At 67.8% G+C, this 24,504-nt stretch carries 24 protein-coding genes and 1 pseudogene; 9 read left to right on the forward strand and 16 right to left on the reverse strand.

Annotated features, from left to right (window positions below):
• Positions 1-13 precede the first annotated feature (13 nt).
• The 4 genes and pseudogenes from cml to LGN19_RS39895 all read right to left on the reverse strand — a co-directional run.
• Positions 14-1,246 (reverse strand): CmlA/FloR family chloramphenicol efflux MFS transporter, encoded by a 1,233-nt coding sequence (gene cml, locus LGN19_RS10095; RefSeq protein ID WP_226214373.1) that lies wholly within the window; start codon positions 1,244-1,246, stop codon positions 14-16.
• A 433-nt stretch (positions 1,247-1,679) separates the two neighbouring features.
• Positions 1,680-2,276 carry a hypothetical protein gene (locus LGN19_RS10100; protein WP_226214375.1) on the reverse strand — a complete coding sequence of 199 codons (597 nt, stop codon included), beginning with the start codon at positions 2,274-2,276 and terminating at the stop codon, positions 1,680-1,682.
• Positions 2,277-2,279: 3 nt separating this feature from the next.
• Positions 2,280-2,531 carry a hypothetical protein gene (locus LGN19_RS10105; protein ID WP_226214588.1) on the reverse strand — a complete coding sequence of 84 codons (252 nt, stop codon included), beginning with the start codon at positions 2,529-2,531 and terminating at the stop codon, positions 2,280-2,282.
• 22 nt (positions 2,532-2,553) lie between these two features.
• Positions 2,554-2,625 (reverse strand): annotated as a pseudogene (locus LGN19_RS39895) (ESPR-type extended signal peptide-containing protein); the annotation flags it as partial.
• A gap of 897 nt (positions 2,626-3,522) precedes the next feature.
• Here LGN19_RS39895 and LGN19_RS10115 point away from each other — a divergent pair.
• Positions 3,523-4,104, forward strand: a complete 582-nt coding sequence (locus tag LGN19_RS10115; protein ID WP_226214377.1) for a histone acetyltransferase — start codon at positions 3,523-3,525, stop codon at positions 4,102-4,104.
• Positions 4,105-4,131: 27 nt separating this feature from the next.
• On the opposite strand, the gene LGN19_RS10120 is transcribed toward LGN19_RS10115, so the two are convergent.
• Positions 4,132-4,821, reverse strand: a complete 690-nt coding sequence (locus LGN19_RS10120; protein ID WP_205185140.1) for a hypothetical protein — start codon at positions 4,819-4,821, stop codon at positions 4,132-4,134.
• A 286-nt stretch (positions 4,822-5,107) separates the two neighbouring features.
• On the opposite strand from LGN19_RS10120, the gene LGN19_RS10125 reads away from it, so the two are divergent.
• On the forward strand, positions 5,108-5,680 hold the full coding sequence (locus LGN19_RS10125; protein WP_226214379.1) for an NADPH-dependent FMN reductase: 573 nt from the start codon (positions 5,108-5,110) through the stop codon (positions 5,678-5,680).
• Between the two features lie 32 nt (positions 5,681-5,712).
• Here the strand turns inward: LGN19_RS10125 and LGN19_RS10130 are convergent, their stop codons facing one another.
• The 5 genes from LGN19_RS10130 to LGN19_RS10150 all read right to left on the reverse strand — a co-directional run bounded on the left by LGN19_RS10130 (position 5,713) and on the right by LGN19_RS10150 (position 12,174).
• The gene (locus tag LGN19_RS10130) at positions 5,713-6,327 is read right to left on the reverse strand and encodes a DUF2894 domain-containing protein (RefSeq protein ID WP_226214381.1); all 615 of its coding nucleotides are present in this window, start codon (positions 6,325-6,327) and stop codon (positions 5,713-5,715) included.
• Complete coding sequence (locus LGN19_RS10135) at positions 6,324-6,968, reverse strand: OmpA family protein (protein WP_122948990.1); 645 nt, start codon at positions 6,966-6,968, stop codon at positions 6,324-6,326. The genes LGN19_RS10130 and LGN19_RS10135 overlap by 4 nt, the downstream gene beginning before the upstream one ends.
• A 3-nt stretch (positions 6,969-6,971) precedes the next feature.
• Positions 6,972-10,019 carry a DUF802 domain-containing protein gene (locus LGN19_RS10140; RefSeq protein ID WP_226214383.1) on the reverse strand — a complete coding sequence of 1,016 codons (3,048 nt, stop codon included), beginning with the start codon at positions 10,017-10,019 and terminating at the stop codon, positions 6,972-6,974.
• 10 nt (positions 10,020-10,029) lie between these two features.
• Positions 10,030-10,824 carry a DUF3348 domain-containing protein gene (locus LGN19_RS10145; protein ID WP_226214385.1) on the reverse strand — a complete coding sequence of 265 codons (795 nt, stop codon included), beginning with the start codon at positions 10,822-10,824 and terminating at the stop codon, positions 10,030-10,032.
• A 711-nt stretch (positions 10,825-11,535) separates the two neighbouring features.
• On the reverse strand, positions 11,536-12,174 hold the full coding sequence (locus tag LGN19_RS10150; protein ID WP_122949719.1) for a LysE family translocator: 639 nt from the start codon (positions 12,172-12,174) through the stop codon (positions 11,536-11,538).
• A gap of 151 nt (positions 12,175-12,325) precedes the next feature.
• Between LGN19_RS10150 and LGN19_RS10155 the strand changes: the two genes are divergently transcribed.
• The 6 genes from LGN19_RS10155 (at position 12,326) to LGN19_RS10180 (ending at position 18,164) form a co-directional block, all read left to right on the forward strand.
• Positions 12,326-12,790 (forward strand): GNAT family N-acetyltransferase, encoded by a 465-nt coding sequence (locus tag LGN19_RS10155; protein ID WP_175219453.1) that lies wholly within the window; start codon positions 12,326-12,328, stop codon positions 12,788-12,790.
• Between the two features lie 49 nt (positions 12,791-12,839).
• Positions 12,840-13,418, forward strand: coding sequence for a hypothetical protein (locus tag LGN19_RS10160; protein WP_122948986.1), 579 nt, complete (start codon positions 12,840-12,842; stop codon positions 13,416-13,418).
• A gap of 217 nt (positions 13,419-13,635) precedes the next feature.
• A complete protein-coding gene (locus tag LGN19_RS10165) occupies positions 13,636-15,012 on the forward strand; it encodes an FAD-containing oxidoreductase (RefSeq protein WP_226214387.1) in 1,377 nt (458 codons plus the stop codon).
• Between the two features lie 235 nt (positions 15,013-15,247).
• Positions 15,248-16,477, forward strand: a complete 1,230-nt coding sequence (locus tag LGN19_RS10170) for a cyanate transporter (RefSeq protein WP_226214388.1) — start codon at positions 15,248-15,250, stop codon at positions 16,475-16,477.
• 151 nt (positions 16,478-16,628) lie between these two features.
• Complete coding sequence (locus LGN19_RS10175; RefSeq protein WP_174962176.1) at positions 16,629-17,399, forward strand: ABC transporter substrate-binding protein; 771 nt, start codon at positions 16,629-16,631, stop codon at positions 17,397-17,399.
• A gap of 345 nt (positions 17,400-17,744) precedes the next feature.
• Positions 17,745-18,164: a RidA family protein gene (locus tag LGN19_RS10180; protein ID WP_226214390.1), complete on the forward strand. Its 420-nt coding sequence runs from the start codon at positions 17,745-17,747 to the stop codon at positions 18,162-18,164.
• Between the two features lie 54 nt (positions 18,165-18,218).
• Here LGN19_RS10180 and LGN19_RS10185 read toward each other — a convergent pair whose 3' ends face one another.
• Positions 18,219-18,602: a hypothetical protein gene (locus LGN19_RS10185; protein ID WP_122948981.1), complete on the reverse strand. Its 384-nt coding sequence runs from the start codon at positions 18,600-18,602 to the stop codon at positions 18,219-18,221.
• A 203-nt stretch (positions 18,603-18,805) separates the two neighbouring features.
• Here LGN19_RS10185 and LGN19_RS10190 point away from each other — a divergent pair, with 203 nt between their 5' ends.
• Positions 18,806-19,327 carry a GNAT family N-acetyltransferase gene (locus tag LGN19_RS10190; protein ID WP_122948980.1) on the forward strand — a complete coding sequence of 174 codons (522 nt, stop codon included), beginning with the start codon at positions 18,806-18,808 and terminating at the stop codon, positions 19,325-19,327.
• A gap of 141 nt (positions 19,328-19,468) precedes the next feature.
• Here LGN19_RS10190 and LGN19_RS10195 read toward each other — a convergent pair whose 3' ends face one another.
• The 5 genes from LGN19_RS10195 to LGN19_RS10215 all read right to left on the reverse strand — a co-directional run bounded on the left by LGN19_RS10195 (position 19,469) and on the right by LGN19_RS10215 (position 24,419).
• Positions 19,469-19,843, reverse strand: coding sequence for an Ivy family C-type lysozyme inhibitor (locus tag LGN19_RS10195; RefSeq protein ID WP_226214392.1), 375 nt, complete (start codon positions 19,841-19,843; stop codon positions 19,469-19,471).
• A gap of 172 nt (positions 19,844-20,015) precedes the next feature.
• Positions 20,016-21,500 (reverse strand): amidohydrolase family protein, encoded by a 1,485-nt coding sequence (locus LGN19_RS10200; RefSeq protein ID WP_226214394.1) that lies wholly within the window; start codon positions 21,498-21,500, stop codon positions 20,016-20,018.
• Between the two features lie 64 nt (positions 21,501-21,564).
• Positions 21,565-23,043: a sodium:solute symporter family protein gene (locus LGN19_RS10205; RefSeq protein WP_175219445.1), complete on the reverse strand. Its 1,479-nt coding sequence runs from the start codon at positions 23,041-23,043 to the stop codon at positions 21,565-21,567.
• Positions 23,040-23,252 (reverse strand): DUF3311 domain-containing protein, encoded by a 213-nt coding sequence (locus LGN19_RS10210; protein WP_226214396.1) that lies wholly within the window; start codon positions 23,250-23,252, stop codon positions 23,040-23,042. The genes LGN19_RS10205 and LGN19_RS10210 overlap by 4 nt, the downstream gene beginning before the upstream one ends.
• A 39-nt stretch (positions 23,253-23,291) precedes the next feature.
• Positions 23,292-24,419 (reverse strand): porin, encoded by a 1,128-nt coding sequence (locus LGN19_RS10215; protein ID WP_413227201.1) that lies wholly within the window; start codon positions 24,417-24,419, stop codon positions 23,292-23,294.
• Positions 24,420-24,504: the final 85 nt, after the last annotated feature.

Below are 24,504 nucleotides of genomic sequence, written 5' to 3' on the forward strand. Positions count from 1 at the left end.
GCCGCGCGCGTGCTCAGTCGAACGAGACGCCGCGAGCGCTTCCGTCACGCTCACGGCGGGTCGCGCGCGTCAGCCCGTTGATCGCGACGAAGCTCGCGAGGCCCATGCCGAAGCAGCAGGCCGCGAGCGGCCACGCGGTCGTGCCATCGAAGACCAGCGTCGCGAACGTGCCCACGCCAGTGACGATCATGCCCTGCACCGCGTAGTAGAGCGCGACCGCCTTGCCGGCGGCATCGCCGAAATCGCGCAGCGCCCCGTTCGCGGACACCGACGACATCAGCACGATGCCGACCGCCACCAGCCACATCGGCATCACGAACGTCGCGAACGACGGCTTCGTCAGGAGCGAGCAGACCGCCAGCACGATCGCCCCCGTCATCATCGTGAGCGCCCCGCGCGCGACGCAGCCGGCCTCGCCCCATCTCGACACTAACGTCCCGGCGAAGCGCGACACGACGACCATCACGATCGCGACGGTCGCAAAGGCCACGCTGAACGCCACGCGGGAATAGCCGGCACCGCCGACCAGCACGCGCGGCGCGGTGGAGAAGAACACGAAGAACGCGCCCATCGCGGCGGCAAACGCGAGCGTGTGAACCCGAAAGGGCCGGCTGCCGAGCATCGATGCGACGGACGGTCCCTGCCGGGTCGCCGTCCGCGGCCGCGTCTCGTGCCAGCGCGGCCACGCGCGTCCGCATGCGAGCAAACCCAGCACGCCGAGCGTCGCAAAGATCGCTCGCCACCCGCAGGCTACCGCGATGGCCGCGCCGAGCAGCGGCCCGAGCGCCGGCACGAACGCCAGCATCGCGCCAAACTGGCTGTAGATGATGCGGCCTTCGGGGCGATCGGCGTAGACATCGCGGACGGTTGCAAACGTGGCGACGAGGGCAGCCGACGCGCCCAGCGCCTGCAGGACGCGCAGTGCGACGAACAGGCCGCCGCCGGTGGCGATCGCAAGCGCCAGGGAAGCCGCCGCAAAACACAGCGCGCCACCCAGCACCACCGGCCGTCTGCCGACGCGGTCCGACAACGGGCCGAAGATCAACTGGCCCAGGCCGAGGACGACCATGTAGACGCTCAGCGTCAACTGGACGATGGCCGGCGACGTGCGGAGCGCGGACGGCATCTCCGGGATCACCGGCAGGTACACGTCCATCGCCAGCGAAGCGAGGAGATCGAAAGGCGCCATCAGCAGCAGCGCCGACGGCAACGAATAGGCCCAGACGGGCGTGGATTGTTCAGGCATGACAAGGCATCCGCTCAGAAAAGGGAATCTGGCGGCGATCTGCCTGGTCAGCGAGGGACGACGGGAGATCGCCGCAACGACCGGTTAACGAAGGTCGTTGCGGCTTAGCGATCCGTGGACGGGCCGGCTCCCATGAAGGAATCCTTGTGGTGTGTGGTGTGCGATGACCGTGCAGTGTAGTCGGTTCGACAGAAGGGCACCAGCCGTGCACGCACGGCCGGCTGGTGGCGATCCGGCTGGCCAGCTCGCGTATCGTGCTGGCCAGCCGCGTGCGATACGGCGCCGTGCATTCCGGTGGAACGGGACGTGGCCCACACAGTCCCGATCCGGTTCGCACACCGCCTGGCGGGCCTCGCCGCGATCGCCGCCGCAAATCCGCATATCCCCGGCCCATCCCCGGCGGATTCGCGGCCCCGGCTCGCGTCGCCGGACGTTAATGCTTCAGACGCACGACGTACAGGCCGGTGAAGTTTGCAGCCGCCGCCAAGCTGAAGGTCGGCGGGGTCGAAATGATCGACCCCATGATGGTCGGCTTGTAGGTGACGGTCCCGCCCGAAACGTCGGCCATTTCGATGACCGCGGGGCTCGGATTGGGAATGATGTTCGAGGTGAAGTTCAGGGTCAGCGTACGGTCGTACATGTTGTCGAACCCACCGTAGGACTTGATCTCGTAGACGAAGTCCGCGTTCACGCCCGCAGGCACCGGATCCGGTTTGCCCAGGCAAATCAATCCGTCGCGAACCACACCACCCGGCGGGGTCTTGAAGGTCAACGTCGCGATGCCGTCGTCGGTGACCAGCGTCATCGTCGCATTCGCAACGGCACTCTTGGTGAGCTGGATCGACTTGTAGCCGTCCGGACACTTGAGCGTGACAGGCTGAGGATCCGGTGCGGTCGGCGAAGGGGTTCCCGTCGCGCTGTCGCTACTCGTCGCGGTGCTCCCGCCGCCGTCACCGCCACCGCCACCGCCGCATGCCGACAACAAGACGGTAGAACCCGCCAGGACCGCCAGAATCATATTGTTTTTCATTTTTCACTCTCTCTTTTGATCAATACAACTAACAAAACATCTCCCTCGTGATCGGTTTTCTGTCGATTGCCCGGTGTCATTCAAGGCATCGCCGAGCCGGTTGATATTGACCTGTGGCAAACCGTTCTCAGCCTGCACGCCCTTCGGTGCATTCGCCCCGGCGCCCACGACCTGTGCCGGCGCCCAGCGTGGTGCCACGCCTGCCGCGAGCGGCACCGCAAACGCCGCGTGGCGCCGTGCGGATGGTTTCTCCACGGCTTGTCTTCGCCGACGCGCCGGCCGTCTCTTCGACCGCGATCAACTTGTCATGTGCGCGGCTGAATACCAGACGATATGGGTTCTTGTTCATGGCACGGCGGGCGCACTTTTACGCCCCAGGCGAATACGTTTGGAATGCCACAACCGGTGATGAAGAGGTGGCAGCGCCGGAATCGACGTTTCCGGATTTCCCCGCGATTTCTTCACTCAGGCCGTCGCGAATCTAATGAGTCTCTCGCGTCGAAATATATCGAAACATCTGTCGGCACACTGTCAGGAATTGATAAAGTCGCGCACGCTGAAATACGTCGCCATCGATTTTCCTGATGCGTATTCCTCATTTTTCGACACGTCCGGGTCAAGTACCGCCCCAAAAAACCGTCGCTATTTCCCACCGCGCTTTAACAATCGGAAGCGATTGCTAAAAACATGCCTTCTATTTGAGATAACTCGATACTCGCGGCAGCCTCACGATCGGCATCCCGTCAGTCACTTCATGAACATGCAACAGCAACACGCGCGTGAGGTCACAATGCACGCCCTGTGCGTGCGAACGCATCGGCATCCGCCCTTGCGACCAATCGTCGCGAAACACCTGAATCCCCCGCGTTTCGTCGCTTTTCTCCGCCAGGCCGATTGCCCGCTCCGTGCCTGTCGCGTATGGTGCTGACCGTCCGCGCGCTTGCCGCCCGGACCTTCGACCGTCGTCCCGCACGACGGCCGCGCGGGCCGTGCCCGCCGCTCACCGTCTCCGCGATGCCGCCCTTCGGCGCCGCGCATTCATGAGGAGAGAGACGTGATCCACAAAGTCCTGATCCTGTTCGCACTCTGCATCGCGGGCCTCGCCGCGATCGCCGCCGGTTTCCAGCACATCCCCAGCTGATTCGCGGCCCCGGCTCGCTTCGCCGAGCCAGGGGGCCGCACCCTTTCCTTTCCCCATTTGCGATGAACCACTTTCTCGGACCGCCCGGGACGGGCGACCTTTGCCATGCGCATCGACGTACAGCATTCCCAGCACGACATCGACGATGAACTCGACACGCTCTACGCACGCCTGCACCAGCCGGGCCACCGCCTGCACGGCCTGCCGGCCGTCGCGCTCGGCCGCTCCGGCCTGATCGTCCGCCACCGCGAAGCGGACGGCGAATACTTCCTGTATGTCGAAGATCCGGCCGCGCGCCAGCTGGCCGGCTATACGGTGTTCAACCGCCTGCCCGAAATCCCGCGCCGCGCCGACCGCTACCTGCGCGCGCCGCATACGCGGCTGCGCGGGTCCGCGCAACGCAAGGGGCTGGCGACGACGCTGTATCGCTGGGGGCTCGACGCGGGCCTGTGCCTGATCAGCGGCGCGCGCCAGTCGGTCGGCGCCGCGCAGTTGTGGGCGGCGCTCGCGCAGGAATACCGGCACGGCTTCGTCGATATCGAGGGGCGTGCGCTCCGTTATCTCGGCGAAACCGTCGCCGACGACGTGCATGGCGCACTGCACACGCGGCGGCTGATGCTCGGCACCGGATGGGAAATCGGGGAATTCGCGCGCGTGGCGGGGATGGCCAGCGCCGTCTGCATGTGAGCGTTTGCGCGCCGGGCACGGCTGCGGCTAGATCGCGATGCCTGTTCGTTCGCTGAACGCCGCTCGCAATACGTGCTCGTCCGTCATCTCCATACGGGCGAGCTCGGCGAGCACCGACGGAAGCAGCCATTCGATGTTCGGATCGACGCGCTTCATCTGCGCGACCAGCGCGGCCGTGAACGCCGCATTCTCGTGCGCGCCCGATTCACCCGCCTGACGGCGCTGCCGGTACAGCACGCCGACCCAGTAGCCGATGCGCTCCGGCACGATCCAGCCGGCATACGTGCGCGGGAACTCGGCCTTGCGCAGCGCATCGCGCACGACGTCTTCCGGATCGCTCGTCACCGGCGAGAAACACATCTGCTCGCTCTGCGCGAGCAAGGCTGACGTTGCGTTGTCGAATGCCGCATAGGTCTCGCTGCAGACATCCGTATCGGGATCGAAGCGATAACCGACGTGGACGGTCACGCGCCCGTCCGGCATCACGAACGTCCGGTTCGGCGGACACAACGCGTGGCGCTCGGCGACGGTCAGGAATGCGCCGGTCGCGTGCGAATACTCGCGTTCGCGCTGGCGGTTGAGCGACGGATCGACGACCCAGATGACCAGTGTCGCGGTGCCGGGACGATCGTATGCGGTCAGGTAGCTTTCCGCCGGAATCGCTGCCGCCACCGTCGGCGGCAGGTCGGTATGCTCGATGCATTTTCGGAACGGCATCGGCTTCACCGTCGTTTGCCGTTCAACGGCAGTGCGACAGCGCGACACCGCTCCGCGCTCTCGCCCCTGATTGCAGCGGACAGCGCTGCGGCAGTCATTCCGGAACACGGGTTCATGCGAGCCCTCAGCTGTCTTATTTCGTTTCCAGGCATCCGCCCTCTCACGCGTGCGGGATCGATCCTGGCGATTGTAGCGCCTGCGCTCGCGCACAACGCTGCCCGAACGCCGGTGCGATAATCCGTGCGACGCTCACCGCTGCGTCACGCGCCAACCGACACGCTCATCGATGACTACCGATCCCCGAACCGACGCCGACCGCCCCCTCGACATCGTCGCGCTGTGCGGCAGCCTCCGCGCCCAGTCGTACAACGCCGCACTGCTCGATGCGGCCGCGACAGTCGCGCCGCGCGGCATGCGCATCGTGCGCTTCGATCGTCTCGGCGAATTCCCGCTGTTCAATCCCGACGCAGAATATCCGTCGCCCGCCGCGGTGCGCGACCTGATCGACCGCGTGAATGCCGCCGACGGCCTGCTGATCGCGAGCCCGGAATACGCGCATGGCGTAACGGGCGTGATGAAGAACGCGCTGGACTGGATCGTGGGATGCGAGGCCGTCGTGTACAAACCGGTCGCGGTGCTGAACGCGTCACCGCGCGCGACGCATGCGGACGCGGCGCTGCGGGAAACGCTGTCGGTGATGTCGGCGCGCATCGTCGAACCCGCGTCGATCACGCTGCCGATTCTCGGGAGCCAGCTCGACGCGGCGGGCATCGCCGCGCATCCGCCGTTCGCGTCGGCGCTGGCCGACGCATTGCACGCGCTGCGCGCGGCGATCCACGAGGCGGAGCCGGGCCGGTAGCAACTTGCGTTCGTTCGTGAGCGCGCGTCGCGTTACCGCGCCTTGGCGCGCGTCACCTTCTTCGCCGGTTTGGCCGCCTTCGCGCGCGGCGCTTCCTTCTCGGGCTGCGCGCCGCCACCGGCGAGATCCTCAAGCCACGCGAGTGCGTCGACATACGACAGGAACTGCTGCAGATAGGCCGGCGACAATTCGCGCATCGTCGCGAGCGACCGGTGCACGAGGCTGTTCGAATTGAGCGGCCCCGCGTTGCGCGGCACCTGGTCGAGCGACTGGCGGTACTGCTGCTCCGTGCGGACTTTCGACCACATCGTGCGGAAGTAGTCGACCAGCTCGGGATCGAGCCCGCGACGGTCGGCCTGCGCATCGCGCGCGAGCCGCTCGACGAGTTCCGCCAGCGCGCCGCGTGCGGGCGCACCTGTTGCGTCGCTCACGGCTGCCGCTTCACCAGCGCGCGCTACGACCTCCGCGAAACCTTCGAGCAGCGTTGCCAGCCGCGCGTCGAGCAACGCACGCGCGTTACCTTCGAGCGCGGCCGCGCGCCGTTCGAGCGCGTCGACCCGGTGAAAGCGCACCGGATCGAGCCGGTCGGCGCCCTGCTCGCGCCATGCGTCGAGCGTCGCGCGAACGTGCGTCGCGTCGCCGGTCACTGCGCCTTCCCTCCGTTCGAGGCCGACTTGCGCGGCACCGGCGCAATCTCCACGCGACGGTTCTTCGCGCGGCCTTCATCATCCGCATTCGAGCTGACCGGCTGTTCGGAGCCGAACGCGGCCGCGAACACCGACGACGCCGGCACGCCGGCGTCGATCAGCTCACGCGTGACCGTCAACGCGCGCTTGGCCGACAGCTCCCAGTTGTCCGCGAACTGGCGGTTGCCGGCGTGCACCTGCTGGTCGTCGGCGAAGCCGCTGATCATCAGGATCTCGTCGCGCGTCTTCAGGTACGCACCCAGCGGCGCGGCCAGCGTCTTCAGCAGGTCACGGCCCGCGGGCTGCAACTGGTCGGAGTTCAATGCGAACAGCACGTTGCCGCTGATGCCGATGCGACCGTTGACGAGCGTCACGCGGCCGGCCGCGAGCGGCCCGGCAAGCGCCTGCTCGAGCGACTTGCGCTGCTGCGCTTCCTGTTGGCGCGCACGCACGGCTTCCTCGAGCTTCGACGTGAGCTGCAGCTGCATGCCAATCACGCCGACGAGGATCAGCACGAACGCGCCGAGCAGCACCGACATCAGGTCGGCGAACGCGGGCCACACCGGCGCGGAGGACGCGTCGCCGTCGATTTCGTCGTGCATGCGTTACGCTCCGACGCTCGCCCGCCGGCCGGCGAGCTGCTGCAGGTCTTCGACGATCTGCTTCTGCGACATCATGCTCAGGTCGATCACCTCGCGCGCCTGCGCGACGTAATACTCGAGCTGCTCGTCGCTGCGCGCGAGCGATTTCTCGAGCGCGGCCTCTATGCGTTGCAGATGGGTCAGCAGCTTGTCGTTCGACTCGCCGAATACCTGCACGGCCATCCCGAATGCGTCGCCGAGGCTCGCGACTTCGACGGCACCTGCCGTGACTTGCGCGGCCACCGAGTCGAGCTTGCGCGTTTCGGCATCGACGGTGTCGTTGAAACGCGCGCCGACGCGGTCGAGCAGGTCGGCCGACGTGCTGACGAGCGCGTCGATCGCGGTGCGCTGTTCGGTCGACGCGTGGTTGACCGCGCCGAGCAGCGTTTCGAGCGTCGCAAGCAGGCGGCTGCGTTCCTCGAGCATCGCGGTGTCGTGCACCAGGCTGTCGGACAGGCGCTGGCGCAGCTCGGCGACGACGTCGGCCGCGGCCTTCGGCGCCTCCGATGCGGCCTGCACGAGGCGCGCGATCTCGTTGATCGTGTCGCTCGCGTGAACTTGCGCCTGCGCGGTGATGTCGTTCGCGGTGCGGGCCAGCGTGTCGCAGATATCCTGCTGGCGCGTCGCGGCCTGCGCGCTCGTGTGCGCCCATTCGTCGCGCAGCGCGGCGGCCATCGCGGCGAGCGAGTCGTTCCATGCGGTGAGGCGCTGTTCGTCGCGCGCCGCCAGTTGCGTCTGCAGGCCCGCGTGCGACTCGCGGATCGTCGACAGCAGATCGTTCGAGCGCTGTTCGAAGGTCGACGCCTGCGTGGTCAGGTCGCGCGTCGTTTGTGCCAGTGCGTCGCAGATTTCCTGCTGGCGGCCCGCGCTGTGTACACCCGCGCGCTGCCATTCGTCGCCGAGCTTCGTGGCCATCGCGGCCAGCGAATCGTTCCATGCGGACAGGCGTTCTGCGTCGCGCGCGGCCAGTTGCGTCTGCAGGCCCGTGTGCGACTCGCGGATCGTCGACAGCAGATCATTCGAGCGTTGTTCGAACGTCGAAGCCTGCGTCGTGAGATCACGCGTCGTTTGTGCCAGTGCGTCGCAGATTTCCTGCTGGCGGCCCGCGCTATGCACGCCCGCACGCTGCCATTCGTCGCCGAGCTTCGTGGCCATTGCGGCCAGCGAGTCGTTCCATGCCGACAGGCGTTCTTCGTCGCGGGCAGCCAGTTGCGTCTGCAGGCCCGTATGCGAATCGCGAATCGTCGACAGCAGATCATTCGAGCGTTGTTCGAACGTCGACGCCTGCGTCGTGAGGTCACGCGTCGTTTGTGCGAGTGCGTCGCAGATTTCCTGCTGACGGCCCGCGCTATGCACGCCCGCGCGCTGCCATTCGTCGCCGAGCTTCGTGGCCATCGCGGCCAGCGAGTCGTTCCATGCCGACAGGCGCTCTTCATCGCGTGCAGCCAGTTGCGTCTGCAGGCCCGTATGCGAATCGCGGATCGTCGACAGCAGATCGTTCGAGCGTTGTTCGAACGTCGATGCTTGCGCGGTCAGATCGCGCGTCGTGTGTGCGAGCGCATCGCAGATTTCCTGCTGGCGGCCGGCACTGTGTACACCCGCGCGCTGCCATTCGTCGCCGAGCTTCGCGGCCAGCGCGGCCAGCGAGTCGTGCCATGCGGCGAGGCGCTGTTCGTCGCGCGCCGCCAGGTCGGTCTGCAGCCCCGCGTGCGACTCGCGCATCGCGGCAAGCGCGGCGTTCGAATGGCGTTCGAACGTCGCGGCGGCCTCGCCCAGCGCACGCGCATGCTGGCCGGCCAGCGTCTCGCCGACCTGCTCCTGGCGCGACAGCGCATCGCGCCACGCGTCCGACAGACGGCTTTCAGTCGATTCGAGGCGCGTCGCCACGCCGTCGAGCAGATCCGTCGAACGCTGCGTGAAGGTGTCGGTGAACTGGCCGAGCGTCGTCTGCAGTTGCTGCGCGACGGCATCGCCCGCGCGGCGCTGTTCGTCGAGCGCGCGGTTCCAGACGGCCGTCACGTTGCCGGTGCTCTTCTCGAAGCCGTCCGTCAGCCCGTCGAGCTGACGCTGCACGGCGCCCGTCACGGTGTCGCGCAACGCGGCCATCTCCTGCGCGAGCCCCGTCATCGTCGCGGCGACGACCGGCTGCAGCGCGGCACCCGCCACGCGCGCGCTTTCGACGGCGCTTTCCTTCAGCGCATCGCCGACATTCGACGCGAGGCCCGCATACGCGCGCTCGGTCCGCTCGAAAAACGCCTGCTGGCTTTCGATCTGGCGATCGTGCAGCGCGACGCTGCGCGCCTCGAGCGTCGTCATCATCGTCTGCAGCCGGTCGACCAGCGCCGGCATCACGTCGGCCTGGCGCTGCAGCAGCCGGAACGATTCGTCACGCTGGTGCGCGGACGAATGCACGCGCAACGTCGTCGCGATCTTCGCGTCGAGCTGCTGGGCCGCGTCGATCCGCTCGCGGCGCACGAGCGCGGACAGCAGCCCGAGCATCGCGGACGTCGCGACGCCGGCGATCGACGTACCGAACGCGAACCCGAGGCCCTTCACCGGCGCGATCAGCGATGCGCGGATCGCGTCGAGATCGGTCGCGCTTTCGAGTGCGGCGCCCGTGCCCTTCAGCGTGACGACCATCCCGAGCAGCGTGCCGAGCATGCCGAGCAGCACGAGCAGGCCGACCAGGTAAGGCGTGAGCGACGGGCCCGGCAGCGCGACACGCGCGCCTTCGACCCGCGCACGCACGGCGCTGCGCAGGCCCGGGGGCAGCGTGTCGAGCCACGGGTCGAGCTTCGCGGGCGGCTCGGTGAGGCCGGCGACCGCGCGCGACAGCGTCGCGGTGGCCTGCCGGTAGCGCAGCAATTCCCATGCGCCGGCGACATAGCACGCGGCGATCAGCAGCGTGACGGCCGACGCCAGCGGGTTCGACACGACATAGCCGACGCCGATCCAGCCCACAGCGAGCAGACCGGCGACGAAGACAACGAGATCAAGGCGAATTCTGGACATAGCGTGTTGATTAGCAGGTGCGAAGGGCCGCGAGCAGCCCGTCTACCGTTTGAAACCGGACTTCGAGTTCGGCAAGCAGGATGCTTTGCATCTCGTCGCGAAACGTATCGAGCCATGTGCCGGGCACGATCGCCGCGACGGCCGTGCCGTCGGCCACCATCGTGCCGTCATCGGCCGGGGCGGCTGCGGATTCGGCGGCAGCAGCAGCAGCAGCAGCGGCGGATTCGGCATCGGCCAGCGCCTGCCGCTCCGCGTCGCGCAGCCGCCCGAAACGCGTACCGAGCAGCGCGGGGATGGCCGACAGCAGGCTGCGCTCGCGCGCGCCGAGCACGCGCTCCATGATCGCGTCGAGCGTCGCGAGCCGCGCCATCCCGGACGAGCGCGCGGCGACCGCGACCCGCAGGCGGCCGCGCAACTGGCCGATCGCCGTTTCCATGTCCTGCTGCAGGGACAGGTAACGCTGGCGGAAGTCCGCGAAATCGGCCGTGTCGGCGGCCGGCGGCGGCGGATCGCCGGGCCGGCGCCGCGCACGCGGCCGGTTGGTGGCCGTGATCGCCTGCGCGAGCTCGTGGCGCACGCGCGCGCAGTCGCGCTCCGCGTCGTAGCCGCGCACGCCGGCCGCGACGCCGGGCGGGCTCGCGCTCAGCGCGGACGACAGCGTGATCGCGTCGGTCCAGCCGAGCCACTGGCTCAGCCGGTCGGACAGCGTCTGCCGGGATTCCGCGACGTCGGCATCGGCCAGGCGCGCGAGCAGCCGGACGAGCGTCGGGCCGCTCAGCGCCGGGCGCGGAGGTGCTTGCACCATGCTGCAAACCGTCAAAAAAGGCAGCAGTTTACACGTCGCCGGGAGGTCGGCCGCCAGAATCGGGAAAGCGGCGCCGTTCGGCGCGGCGTGCGACACACGCGAACGCCCGCCGCGCAAGGCTTGGCGGGGGGTGGCGGGCGGTTGGGAGCGCGGTCGGCGACGGCTCGGCGAACTACCGGGATCGGGGTGCCGGTGGCGTCGTCAGGTGAGTTTTGATTTTGATCGAGGGAAGGCGTTTCCGGAAGCCGGACGCGCGTTCGGGCGGTTCGGGCGGTTCGGGCGGTTCGGGCGGTTCGGGCGGTTCGGGCGGTTCGGGCGGCTCGGGCGGCTCGGGCGGCTCGGGCGGCTCGGCCGTTCGGCGGCTCGGCGGCTCGGCGGCTCGGCGGCTCGGCGGCTCAGCGGCTCGGCGGTTCGGCGGTTCGGCGGTTCGGCGGTTCGGCGGTTCGGCGGTTCGGCGGTTCGGCGGTTCGGCGGCTCGGCGGCTCGGCGGCTCGGCGGTTCGGCGGCTCGGCGGTTCGGCGGCTCGGCGGTTCGGCGGTTCGGCGGTTCGGCGGTTCGGCGGTTCGGCGGTTCGGTGCGACGGCACTTCGGCACTTCGGCACTTCGGCACTCCGGCACTCCGGCACTCCGGCACTCCGGCACTCCGGCACTCCGGCAGCCAGCCACGGAAATGGCCAGCCACCGTTCGAAGCGGATCAGAAATGGAAGCGGTCAGATCCCCGCTTTCGGCGCGTTCAGGATCAATCGCAGCCCGAGCAGCGTGATCGCGCCGGCCGCGACGCGGTCGACCCACTTCTTCGCGCGCAGGTAAAGCTCGCGCGGCCGGCGCGTGGAAAAGCACAGCGCGACGATCGTGTACCAGCCGAACTCGACGCCGAACACGAGCGGCGGCAGCGCCAGATAGCACCACACCGGCGGATGCTGCGGGAGCAGCGCCGCGAAGATACTGCCGTACCAGATCGCCGTCTTCGGGTTGCTGAGCTGGGTCGTGAGGCCGGTCCAGAACGACTTGCGCGCGCTGCCGCCGGCCATCGCCTGCGGATCGTCCATCGCGATCGGCCGGTCGGCGCCGCGCCAGATCTTCGACGCCATGTAGATCAGGTACGCGCCGCCCGCCACCTTGAGGCCCACGTACAGCCATTCGACCGCCTGCAGCAGCGTGTAGAGCCCGGCCAGCGCGACGCCGCCGAACACGATGCCGCCGATGCCCATGCCGAGCGCGGTGGCGAGCCCGTCGCGGCGCGACAGCCCGATCGAATTGCGGGCAACCAGCACGAAGCTCGGGCCCGGAATCATTGCGCCGAGAAACAGCGCAGCCAGGATGGCGAGTACGGCAGCCGATGCAGTCATCGAAGTCTCCTTGGTGAGCGACGCCGAATCGCCGACGCCTGCGTGTCGTTTCCGACGGTCGAGCCGCTGATTCTGGCACGCTTCGCGCATGGCCGAAAGCCGCCTTGCGCTGCTATGCTGGCCCTCTTTCCCGTCATTCGCGCCGCCACCCATGATCGAGATCCGCGCCGCCCGCTATCCCGACGACGCCCGCGCCGTCGAGGCGATCTTCCGGGAGTACATCGCCAGCCCCACCGTCAGCCTCGAATTCCAGGACTACGAGCCCGAGATCGCCGCCCTGCCCGGCCAGTACGCGGCGCCGCGCGGGCTGCTGCTGCTCGCGTGGCACGGCGAGCGCGCGGTGGGTTGCGCGGCGTTTCGCGCGATCGACGACACGACGTGCGAGATGAAGCGCGTCTATGTGCGCCCCGAAGCGCGCGGGCTGAACGTCGGCCGCCAACTGGTCGAACGGCTGCTGCGCGACGCGAAGGCGGCTGGCTACGCGCGCATGTGCCTCGACGTGCTGCCCGAGTTCGTCGCCGCGCGGCAACTGTATGCGTCGCTCGGCTTTACGCCCGCGCCACCCGTCGCGTTCAATCCGGTGCCGGGCACCGAGTTTCTCGGGCGGGATGTGTAACCGCCACGCCGTCGGCCCCCCTTTCCTCCTTTCGACCGGACACTCCGTCATGCGCGTTTCCCGCCTGCCCTTCGTGCTCCTCCCGCTGCTCGCCGCGCTGTCGCTCGACGCCCGCGCGGGCGACCTGCCGAAATCGATCGCCGCGCAGTTGCCCGCCGGCTACGAGCCGCTGCTCGCGCATGCCGGGCCGGATCTCGACAACGGGCGGCACAGCTTCCTCGTCGTCGTGCATCGGGCGGTCGATACGCGCGAGCAGCCGTCGCCGCGTCCGCTGCTGATCTTCGAGGAACAACCGGATCACGCGTTCCGGCTCGTTGCGCGCAACGACCAGGTCGTGCTGCGCGCGAACGAAGGCGGCCAGTGCGACCCGTTCGATCCCGAAGATGCCGCCGACAACGGCTTTGCCGTAAAAGGCCGCTACTTCACCGTGCAGAACTTCGTTGCATGCGGGCAGCACTGGAGCGACTACGTGACGTTTCGCTACGACCCGCACACGCACGGGTGGCTGTTTTCGAACCGGATCGTCACCGAATCGTTTCCGCTCGACGACCAGCCCGACCACGTCACCGTCACGCGCGCCGACGCGCACCGGCCGGTGTCGTTCAGTCAGTGGCAACGCAAGGACTGACGCGGCCGGGGCAACGCGCTGCGACCGGTTGCATCGCACGCCGGCCGGCGCGGGCACGGCCAGACGCCGTCATGCCCCGCTTCTCCCGCCCTGCCCGCGCTCGCGAGCGCACGCCAACAGGACTACCATAAGCGCTCGCCGTCGCGCGACCGTGCGCCGGCATCGCACGCGGCTCGCCCGCACGCGTTCCCTCGCTGCACCCGCCCAGGAGGGCGTCATGACGCAACACTTCGACGCGATCGTCATCGGCACCGGGCAGGCCGGGCCGCCACTCTCCGCGCGGCTGTCCGCCGCCGGGATGAAGGTCGCGATCATCGAGCGCGGCCGCTTCGGCGGCACCTGCGTGAACACCGGCTGTATTCCGACCAAGACGCTGATCGCGAGCGCATACGCCGCGCAGCTCGCGCGACGCGCCGGCGAATACGGCGTGTCGGTCGGCACCGTCAGCGTCGACATGAAAGCCGTGAAGGCGCGCAAGGACCAGATCTCCGGCCGCTCGAACCACGGCGTCGAGCAATGGGTGCGCGGCCTCGCGAACGCGACCGTGTTTCAGGGTCACGCCCGATTCGAGCGCGCCGACGCGGTGCGCGTGGGTGACGCACTGCTCGAAGCGGAACGCATCTTCATCAACGTCGGCGGGCGCGCGCAGGTGCCGACCATGCCGGGCCTCGACTCGGTGTCGTACCTGACCAACTCGACGATGATGGACGTCGACTTCCTGCCCGAGCATCTCGTGATCGTCGGCGGCAGCTATGTCGGGCTCGAATTCGGCCAGATGTATCGCCGCTTCGGGTCGAAGGTCACGATCGTCGAGAAAGGCACGCGCCTGATCCGCCGCGAGGACGAGGACGTGTCGCAGGCCGTGCGCGAGATTCTCGAAAACGAAGGGATCGACGTGCAGCTCGATGCGACCTGCCTGAGCGCGCGGCGCGACGGCGACGGCATCGCGGTCGGCCTCGACTGCGCGGGCGGCGGCCGCGAGGTCGCGGGCTCGCACCTGCTGCTCGCGGTCGGACGCGTGCCGAACACCGACGATCTCGGGCTCGACCGTGCGGGCGTCGCGATCGACGCACGCGGCTATATCGAGGTCGACGAGCAGTTGCGCACGAACGTGCCCGGCATCTGGGCGCTCGGCGACTGCAACGGCCGCGGCGCGTTCACGCACACCGCGTACAACGACTACGAGATCGTCGCGGCCAACCTGTTCGACGGTGATCCGCGCAAGGTGTCCGACCGCATCACGGCATACGCGATGTATATCGATCCGCCGCTCGGCCGCGTCGGCATGACGCTCGCGGAAGCGAAGCAGACGGGCCGCCGGCTGCTGGTCGGCACGCGCCCGATGACGCGCGTCGGCCGCGCGGTGGAAAAAGGCGAGAGCCAGGGTTTCATGAAGGTGATCGTCGACGCGGACAGCCATGCGATCCTCGGCGCGTCGATCCTCGGCGTGACGGGCGACGAGGTCGTGCACGGGATGCTCGACGTGATGGCAGCCGGCGCGCCGTACACGACGATCAGCCGCGCGATGCATATCCACCCGACCGTGTCGGAACTCGTGCCGACGCTGCTGCAGGATCTGCATCCGGTCGAATGACGCGCGGCCTGACGGCGGCCGTGCATGAGCGTCGAGCGGGCAGCGGGTGGGCCAGTCGAAAGCGGCGGCTCGCCCGCCGCCGCCGGCCGCCCGATCCGTCCCCGTCGCCCCCGCTCCGCCCCATCGCATTCCGCACTGATTCCCAGTCGAATATTTAATTTTCACCTGGCGTAGCGCGCGCTTACCCTTTCGGCATTGCATCACAGGGCCACCGGCCCCTCCCTGGAGCATCCCGATGTCCGAACCCGGCACCGCGCAAGCCGTCCACCGCCCGCATGCGGCTTCCGTGTCCTATGGCGCGCTCGCGCTGCTGGTGCTGGCCGGCCTCAACCTGCGCCCGTTCCTGACCGCGTTCGGCCCCGTGCTCGACGTCGTGCGCGCCGACACGGGCCTCGGCTTTCGCGCGGCCGCGCTGCTGACCACGCTGCCGTTCGTGCTGATGGGTGTCGTCGCCGGGATCGGCGTCGGGCTCGCGCGGCGCGTCGGCGAGCAGCGCGCGCTGACCGTCGCGCTGGCGCTGATCGCGGCCGGCTGCACGGCGCGCCTGTGGACGGGCGGCAGCGCCGGCCTGATCGCGACCGCGATCGTCGCGGGCGCCGGCGTCGCCGTGGTCCAGGCGCTCGTCCCCGGCCTCGCGAAACGCTGGTTCGTCGACCGGCTGCCGCTCGCGATGGGCCTCTATTCGGCCGCGCTGGTCGGCGGCGGCGCCTTCGGCGCGGTCGCGAGCCCGTGGCTCGCCGCGCACGGCGGCTGGCATCTCTCGCTCGCCGTGTGGGCCGTACCCGCGCTCGTCACGCTTGCTCTGTGGCGCGCGAAGGCGCCGCGCGACGCCGTGCACGCAACGGCCGTGTCGGCGCCGATCCTCGCGTTCGCCCGCATTCCGCGCGCGTGGCAGCTCGCGCTGTTCTTCGGGCTCAGCAACAGCGGCTACGCCAGCCTCGTCGCGTGGCTGCCCGCGTTCTACCGCAGCATCGGCATGAGTCCGCAAGCAAGCGGCAACCTGCTCGCGTGGATGGCGCTGTTCCAGGCGACCGGCGCGCTCGCGATGCCGATGCTCGCGAAGCGTTCGCCCGACCGCCGCGCCGTGCTGTGGCTCACGCTCGCGCTGCAGGCGGCCGGCTTCGCCGGGTTCGCGACGCTGCCCGCGGTCGCGCCGTGGCTGTGGGTCGCGAGCGTCGGCCTCGGTCTCGGCGGCTTCTTCTCGATGAGCCTGATCGTCACGCTCGACCACCTGCCCGATGCACGGCTCGCAGGCGCGCTCGCCGCGTTCGTGCAGGGCATCGGCTTCCTGACCGTCGCGGCGAGCCCCTGGCTGATCGGCTGGCTGCGCGACGCAGGCGGCGGCTTCGCGATCGCGTGGTGGATGCATCTCGGCGTGATCGCCGCGATGGCCGCGCTGAACACCGCGTTCTCGCCTGCCGGCTACCGGCCCGGCATGGTTCACATCACCGGCGCCGCCCGCTAAAGCCCCCTTTCGAATCCGGACTGTGCGCCGGCCGCTTCCGGCGCACAGTCCAGCCGCCCGCGCATGGCCGGGCGCGGGTAGTCACGCCCGACGGCCGCTGATTCGCATTACGACAAACAACATCGATCGAAGATCGAAAATGGAGACAGTCATGAAAAAGCTCGTTCTGGCCGTTGCGCTCGCGCTGACGGCGAGCGTCGCCGCCGCGAAGGACCCGGCGGTCCTGCGCCTCGGCGTCGACCCCAGCTATGCGCCGTTCGAATCGCTCGCGCCCGACGGCAAGCTCGTCGGCTTCGACATCGATCTCGGCAACGCGATCTGCGAACGAATGAAGGTGCGCTGCGTGTGGGTCGAGAACGCCTTCGACGGGATGATCCCGGCGCTGAAGGCGCGCAAGTTCGACGGCGTGCTGTCGTCGATGAGCGTGACCGAGAAGCGCCTCGCGCAGATCGCGTTCACGGACAAGATCAACAACGTGCCGCCCCGCCTCGTTGCGCGGCGCGGCGCGAACCTGCAGCCGACGCCCGAATCGCTGCAAGGCAAGAGCGTCGGTGTCGAGCAGGGCTCGACGCAGGAGACGTATGCGCGCACCTACTGGGAGCCGAAGGGCGTGATCGTCCGCACGTACCAGACGCAGGATCTCGTCTACCAGGACCTGCTGTCGGGGCGGCTCGACGCATCGCTGCAATCGTCGGTACAGGCCGACCTCGGTTTCCTGAAAACCGCGAAGGGCGCGAATTTCGCGTTCGCGGGGCCGCCGCTGCACGATCCGAAGACGCTCGGCGTGGGGTCGGCGATCGGCGTGCGCAAGGACGACGACGCGCTGCGCACGCAGATCAACCAGGCACTCGCGAGCCTGATCCAGGACGGGACGTACCAGCAGATCGCGAAGAAATATTTCTCGTTCGATATCTATAACTGACGGGCGAAAGCGGAAAACGCGAAGGGGCGTCGTGCGTGAATGCACGACGCCCCTTCGTCACTTTCGCGCCTCGTCGACGCCGCTCGCCAGCCGGCTTTTTCGTAGGACAAACGAAGCGCTCGCCATCCGCGCTTCGCGCTACGACGCCATCCTGCGCGGGCCGCCTAACCGTTCGTGCTTCGATTTCCTAAACTGTCTGGAAGAGTTCACGATCCGCTGTTGCGCAGCGTCCCCACTGCCGGATCGCGCACAGAACCGATCCCGGGAGAAAACACGATGCGAACGCGCTGCCTTGTTGCCGGATTCATCGGAGCCGGCCTCCTTCTATGCGGCTGCACGACCCCCATGGGTCAGCAGGCCGCTTCCGCCCGGACACCGCTGGAATATGTGCAGGCCCCCGATCAGTATGCGATCCCCGTGCCGCTCGCCCCGGCCGTCAAAGCCGGCAATCTTCTGTTCGTTTCGGGGATTCCCGCTTACGACCGGAACGGCAAGCTCGCCGTCGGCGACTTCACCAAACAGATGAACCAGGCGATGGAGAACGTCACGGGCATCCTCAAGGCCGCGGGCACGGGATGGGATCGCGTGGTGAAGGTGGATGTGATGCTGGTGCGGCGCGAAGACTTCAAGGAGATGAACCGCATTTACGCGGGATACTTCCAGGCCGGGAAATTCCCGGCCCGAAGTACCGCTATCGTGGCGTCATTGCCGCATCCCGACTTTCTCGTCGAAATCGACTGTATCGCCGTACTGGACAAGCCATGACGCATGTCGCGAGCGATCGCGACAGGCATGGCCCGCCGGCATCGAACGGCGCGACTACGCCGCTCGCTGCAACAGATCGGTGGCGAAAGAGTTCGCGTGCGCGACGGCTTCCTGCGCGTCACCGAACACACCGAGCTCGTCCCAGTGTTCTTCGGCCGCATACGTTCCCTTCACGGCGAGCGCCCGCTGAACGCTCAACTGCGCGGCGTATTTGCCATCCTGCAGCGGTCGGGCCGTTGCAACCACCTTGTGTGGCGGGCTGGCTCGCTCCGGCTGAACCAGCTCGACGGCACCGCCGGCCACGTCGACATACATCAACTCGTTCCTGGTATTGCAGTCCGGGCAGTAGAAGCACCACCCCGAGTCCTCTTGATGGGGCCTGACCTGCCCGCGAGCCAGCACGGCGCGACATGCAACGTTTTCGCAGATGAACGGCATGGCAGTCTCCGAAGTTGTTTGTCGGAAATCCTAGCATGTCCGTCGGCGGTCAACCACCGGCATCGGCACGATTGCGTTGCGATTGATCAGGTTCGGGCGCACGCGCCCCCGGCACGGCTCGCACGCAGGTCAACCAGGTGCTCGCAAGCCGCTCGTCACCCGGGATAAACTGTCTGCCCGACCCACGAATCAAGCCATCCCCCATGTTGATCCGCGTTGCCACCCCGTCCGATGCCATCCCGCTTGCCGAATTGAAGCGCGACACGTTTCGCGAAACCTTTTTGCATGACGGATTCAACATCGACTACCCGCCGCACGATCTGGCCGCCTACGAGACCCAGACCTACTCGGTAGAAACGATCACCGGCCAGCTCAACGATCCCGAGTGCCGCACGTGGGTCGCCGAAAGCGGCGACGGCCAGCTGGTGGGGTATGCGCACGCGGGGCCATGCAAGCTCCCTCACCCGGACGTGGCCGACGGTTCGGGGGAGATCCATCAGATCTACCTTCGTCGCGGTACGCAAGGGACCGGCGCAGGACGCGCGTTGTTCGACTCCGCACTGGATTATCTGGCAACGGAACGCCCCGGCCCGGTATGGCTGGGCGTGTGGTCCGGCAACGCAAAGGCCATCGCCTTCTACGAGAAGGCCGGGTTCAAGCGCGTCGGCACGTACGATTTCAAGGTCGGTGAGGCGACCGATCTGGAATTCATCTACCGCCGTTGACCTTCGCTGCTGCATGCCGACCGAGCCACGCCAGCAAAAAAGGGCGCCGCGCACGAGTGCGCGATGCCCCTGCTTCGCTTCGGCCAGCCAGGCCGCGCAACGATGGCGATTGATGCATGACAGGCCGTCAATCGGCCGGCGTCACTTGTAATTGAACGCGTCGGGGTGGTTCTCGAGGCTGCCCGTCAGTGCCGCATACAGAATCGTCCGTCCGTCGATCGATTCGCTACCGCCGCCGATATTGAGCCAAGTCAGCTTCTCGGCACCCTCCTTCGGACCTGCGACGGACAGCACGCCGTACATCACCTTCTTCTGCGGATCGTACAGCACCGCGATGCGCTCCGAGCCGCAGTTGTGCGGCTTGCAGGCAGTCATCACGTAGACGTCGTGCCCGCCGAACACGACGGTGGTTCCCGGAGATTCGGTGCCGTTCGTCACCCATGCCGGCACTGCGTGACCTTTCTTCATTGCGGCGAACGCATCGCTCGCCGCGCGATCGCCGGGGATTGCACTCATCGTCCATGTTTTCGTGGGCGCGGGGCCCGCGGCCCATGCGGCCTGGGCGAGGATCAGCGCGGCAGCGGCGAGAGGAATCCTCAAGTTCATATATCCACTCCTGTCAATATGGCGACTCCTTAGTCGCCGTAACACCGAAAAGAGTTCTGCCCGTCGCGTCAACTTTTGTTAATCAATAGCGGCTACGCCCCCACAGCGTCTTCGGCTCGTCGAGCAAATGACGCAACCCGCCGCGCTCGATCGTGATCGCCGCGACTTCGTTCACCCGTTCGAGAATCGCCTCCTCATCGACCGACAACACGCGCCGCCCCTCCATCAGCACCCTTCCGCCGACCATCGTCATGCACACGTCGGCCGCATTCGCGAAACACGTCACGCGATACACCGGCATGTTCATCGGCATCATGTGCGGCCGGAACAGGTCGACGAGGATGAGGTCGGCAAGCTTGCCCGCTTCGAGCGAACCGACCTCATGATCGACCGACAGCGCCTTCGCCGCGTCGATCGTCACCATCTCCAGCACCTTGCCGTGCGGCAGCACGTCCGGGTCGCGGAAATGCCGGCGGTGGTAATGCATGCATTGCCACATGTGGCGGAACATGTCGTAGCCGCGATCGGGCGCCGCGCCGTCCGACGCGATCGCCACCGTCACGCCCGCCTCGATCAGCTCGGGTACCGGGCAGCGCCCGATGATCGACATGATCGCGCTCGGGTTGTGGACGATCGCGGTGCCCGTCTCGACGCACGCTGCAATGTCGTCGTCGGTCAGGTCGATGCTGTGCGACATGAACGACGTCGGGCCGAGCAAGCCGAGCTCGCGATGCGCGAACGCGAGCGTGCCCGCGCGGTGGCCGTCCTGCGTGAACGTCAGCCCGCGCTCACGCGCGAGCGCACCGTAGCGCGCGGCCTGGTCGCGGAAGTCGCGTTCGTACTGCGCGAGCTCGGGATCGTGTTCGGGACCGTACACGGGCAGCGTGAGCGCGATGCGGATCCGGCCGTCGGCATCGCCGTGGCATTCGTCGATGATGCGCTCGCACACGTCATACATCGTGTCGAAATCGATGTCGCGCGTGTCGCTGCCGTCCGGCGTGTGGCGCGTGTACGCACGCGGCGCGGGCGGACGCGACGGGCCGACCGCGACGATCGAACGCGTGCCGGTACGCACGACCGCATCGCAATGACGCCGCGCATAAATCGGATCGTCGACGCGCATGATCGAATTGCCGCCGCCGAGCAGCGACACGCCGGTCGTCACGCCGGCCTTCAGCCGCTCGAGCGCCGCGAGATGCGATTCGGTTTCCCAGAACGCCTCGTCCGACGCGCGCGTATAGATCGTCTCGGCCGCGGCCGACCACGCATCGCCATCCGCGCCGCCGATCGTGCGCAGCATCGCGTGGCCTGCATGGGCGTGCGCATCGATCAGGCCCGGCAGCACGGCCTTGCGGCGTGCGTCGATCGTGCGCGCGGCGCGGTAGCGGGCCTGCAATTCATCGGTGCCGCCCACGGCGACGATACGATCGCCCTTCACGGCGACCGCGCCGTTCTCGATCACGCGCCGCTGCGGATCCATCGTGATCACGCAGCCATGCGCGATCAGCGTGTCGATCGCTTCGCGGGTGTCCTCTCGCTTGTCCTCTCGCTTGTCCTCGGTAGTCATCGCATGGTGTCCTGTTGTAGTTCGATTGATCGGGTTGCCGTCCAGCGGCCCTGCACGCAAGCGCTCACGCGGGACCGACCGGCGCCGCGACACGCGCCTTCAGCTTGCGCTGCCCCGCGCTGATCGCGATGAACACCACCGCATTCACCGCCAGCGCGACGAGCCCGGGGTTGATCGACGTCAGCGTATTCGGCGCGCCGGGGAACAGCGACGCGAGCGTCACGCCATAGTAGTTCGTCATCGCGATCACGATCGCACCGGCGGCGATGCCCGCGAACGCGCCTTCGCGCGTGCCGAACGGCCGCTTCAGGAAGCTCGATGCGAGCATCGGCACGAGCTGTGTGAGCAGGCTCGACGAGAAGATCGCGAGCGTGACGAACGTCGCGCCGCCGCGCAGCACGAAGTAGACGACCACCAGCGTGAAGATCGGCAGCGCGATTCGCGCGACGCGCGTCACCTCGCGGTCGGTCGCGTTCGGCGCGAAGCCTTCGCGGTAGATGTTGCGCGCGATTGTCGTCGACGCGTTCAGCATGATCAGCGAACCCGGCACCAGCGCGGTCAGCAGGCCCGTGCCGCCGACGATGCCGACGAACCACGCGGGGAACGTCTGCTTCACGAGCCGCAGCAGCGCGAGATCGGTCTGCGCGCCTTCGAGCCCGTGCACGGTCATCACGGCCGCGAAGCCGACCAGGAACAGGAACGCGATCAGCACCTGGTACAGCGGCATCAGGATCACGTTGCGGCGCAGCGCGCGCTCGTCCTTCGCGACGTAGATCGCGGTGAAGCCGTGCGGATACAGGTAGTAGCCGAGCGACGTGAGCAGGATCGTCGAGTTGTACCAGCTCAGGTTGAAGCCATGTTCCGGCATCCGAAGCAGTTCCGGATGCACGGCGTCGATCTTCGCGAACATCGCGCCAAGGCCGCCGTAGTAGTGGATCGGCAGGTACAGGCCGAGGAAGATCGCGATACCGAGGATCAGCACGTCCTTGACGATCGCGATGTTCGCCGAGCCGTGGATGCCCGACACGACCATGTAGACGGCCATCAGCGTCGCGGCGATCCAGATCGCGGCCGCCTGCGGGATCAGCCCGTACGACATCTCCGACACGATCACGCCGAGCCCGCGCAGCTGGATCATCAGCAGCGACACCATCGCGAACACCGCGACGACCGACACCAGCACGCCGATCGCGCGGCTGTCGTACTTCGACGCGAAGTAGTCGGCGAACGACACGAGCCCGCGCGCTTTCGCGTGGCGCCAGATCGCGGGCAGCATCCAGTAGCCGATCACGCACGCGAGACAGCCGTACGTCAGGATGTAGAACGCGGGCACGCCCTTGCTGTAGGTCCAGCCGCTCGCGCCGAGGAACGAGAACGTCGAGAACGCCTCGCCGGCCATCAGCAGGAACGTCAGCAGCGAGCCGAAGCCACGCCCGCCGACCGCCCACTGCTCGAGCGTGAGCTTGCGGCCGCGGCGCGCCATCACGCCGATGGCGAGCGCGAACACGGCGAATGCCGCGATGATGACGATCGAAGCGTTCATCGCGCGTCTCCCGGGCGGCCGTCGCGTGCTGCGGCGCGTTCGTCGAGACGGAACAGGATCGCGAGGATCGCGGCGGTGGCCGCCATCCAGACCAGGTTCCACACGAGCAGGAACGGCAGCCCGAACAGCATCGGCCGCACCTCGGCGAGCGAGCCGCCCGCGTACATCCCGACGAACGGCAACGCCGCCAGCAACAGTTTGAGTTTCATGAGTGCCTCCTCCGGAAGACGCGCGTATGCGTCAGAACATCAGAACTTCTGGCGGATGCCGACCACCACCGCCACCTGCGACGTCGTCGACGACGCGCTGTCGGTGCCGTCGATCCACGCGTGGCCGACACCCGACGACGCCTTCTGGTAGAAGCCGTTCACGTACACGTCGGTGCGCTTGGACAGCAGGTACTGCACGCCGGCCGATACCTGGTGGTAGTGGCCGCTGTCGCTGCCGCGCGCGACCTGCGTATAGGTGTAGCCGGCCGCGGCCATCAGCGCCGGCGTCACCATGTAGCGCAGGCTGCCTTCGTAGTTGTTGAAGCGCAGCGCGCCGCCCGTTGCCTGCCCGAAGTTCGAGCCCGTATACAGCAGGCCGAGCGTCGCCGGCCCGATCGCGTAGCTGCCGCCCGCGCCCCAGATCTGCTGGCGGATCGCGTTCCCGAGGCTCGCACCGAACACCGATTCCGACGCCAGATAGTAGTTATCCGAAGCAACCGCGCCGCTCGCGCTGACCGCCGGATGATTCACGCGCGCATACGCGGCGCCCGCGTTGAGCGGCCCGTTAGCGTACGTGACGCCGGCGCTCCAGCTGTTGTCGTTCGCGAAGCCGGTCGAGTTCGAGAAGCCGTACACGAGGTTCGCCTGCAGGCCCGCGATCGTCGGCGACACGTACTTCACCGCGTTGTTGGTGCGGAACGTGTTGTTGATGTCGTCGTTGTCGAACGGGTGCGTCGAGTACTGCGCGAGGAAGCTGCTCATCTGCAGCGAGCCGAGGATGTCCTGCGTCGAGTTGTACTGGCGGCCGAGCGTCACCGCGCCCCAGTTCGCGCCGCTCAGGCCGACCCACGCCGAACGCCCGAACATCCGGCCGCCTTGCCCGAGCGCGCCGTTCGCGACGTTGAAGCCGTTCTCGAGGCGGAAGTTCGCCTTCAGGCCGCCGCCGAGATCCTCGGTGCCGATCAAGCCCCAGCGCGGGCCCGATTCGTTGCCGCCCGTGAATTGCCACAGTGCATGGCCCTTCGCGTTGTTCGTGTAGGTCACGCCCGCGTCGACGATCCCGTACAGCGTCACCGTCGACTGCGCGTGCGCGGCGGCGGCGAACAGCATAGCGACAGCCGCGCCCACGCCTGCGGCGCCCGTTTTCCCACCCTTCATTCGCACCATCTCCGTCTCCTCTTCTCCAAACCTGTTCATCGATGTGTTGTGTTTTTTTTGATCCTGCCCATACGCGCCGATCGGGTTGTATAGA

The sequence above is a fragment of the Burkholderia sp. AU30198 genome (assembly GCF_020419825.1).
GTDB lineage: Bacteria > Pseudomonadota > Gammaproteobacteria > Burkholderiales > Burkholderiaceae > Burkholderia.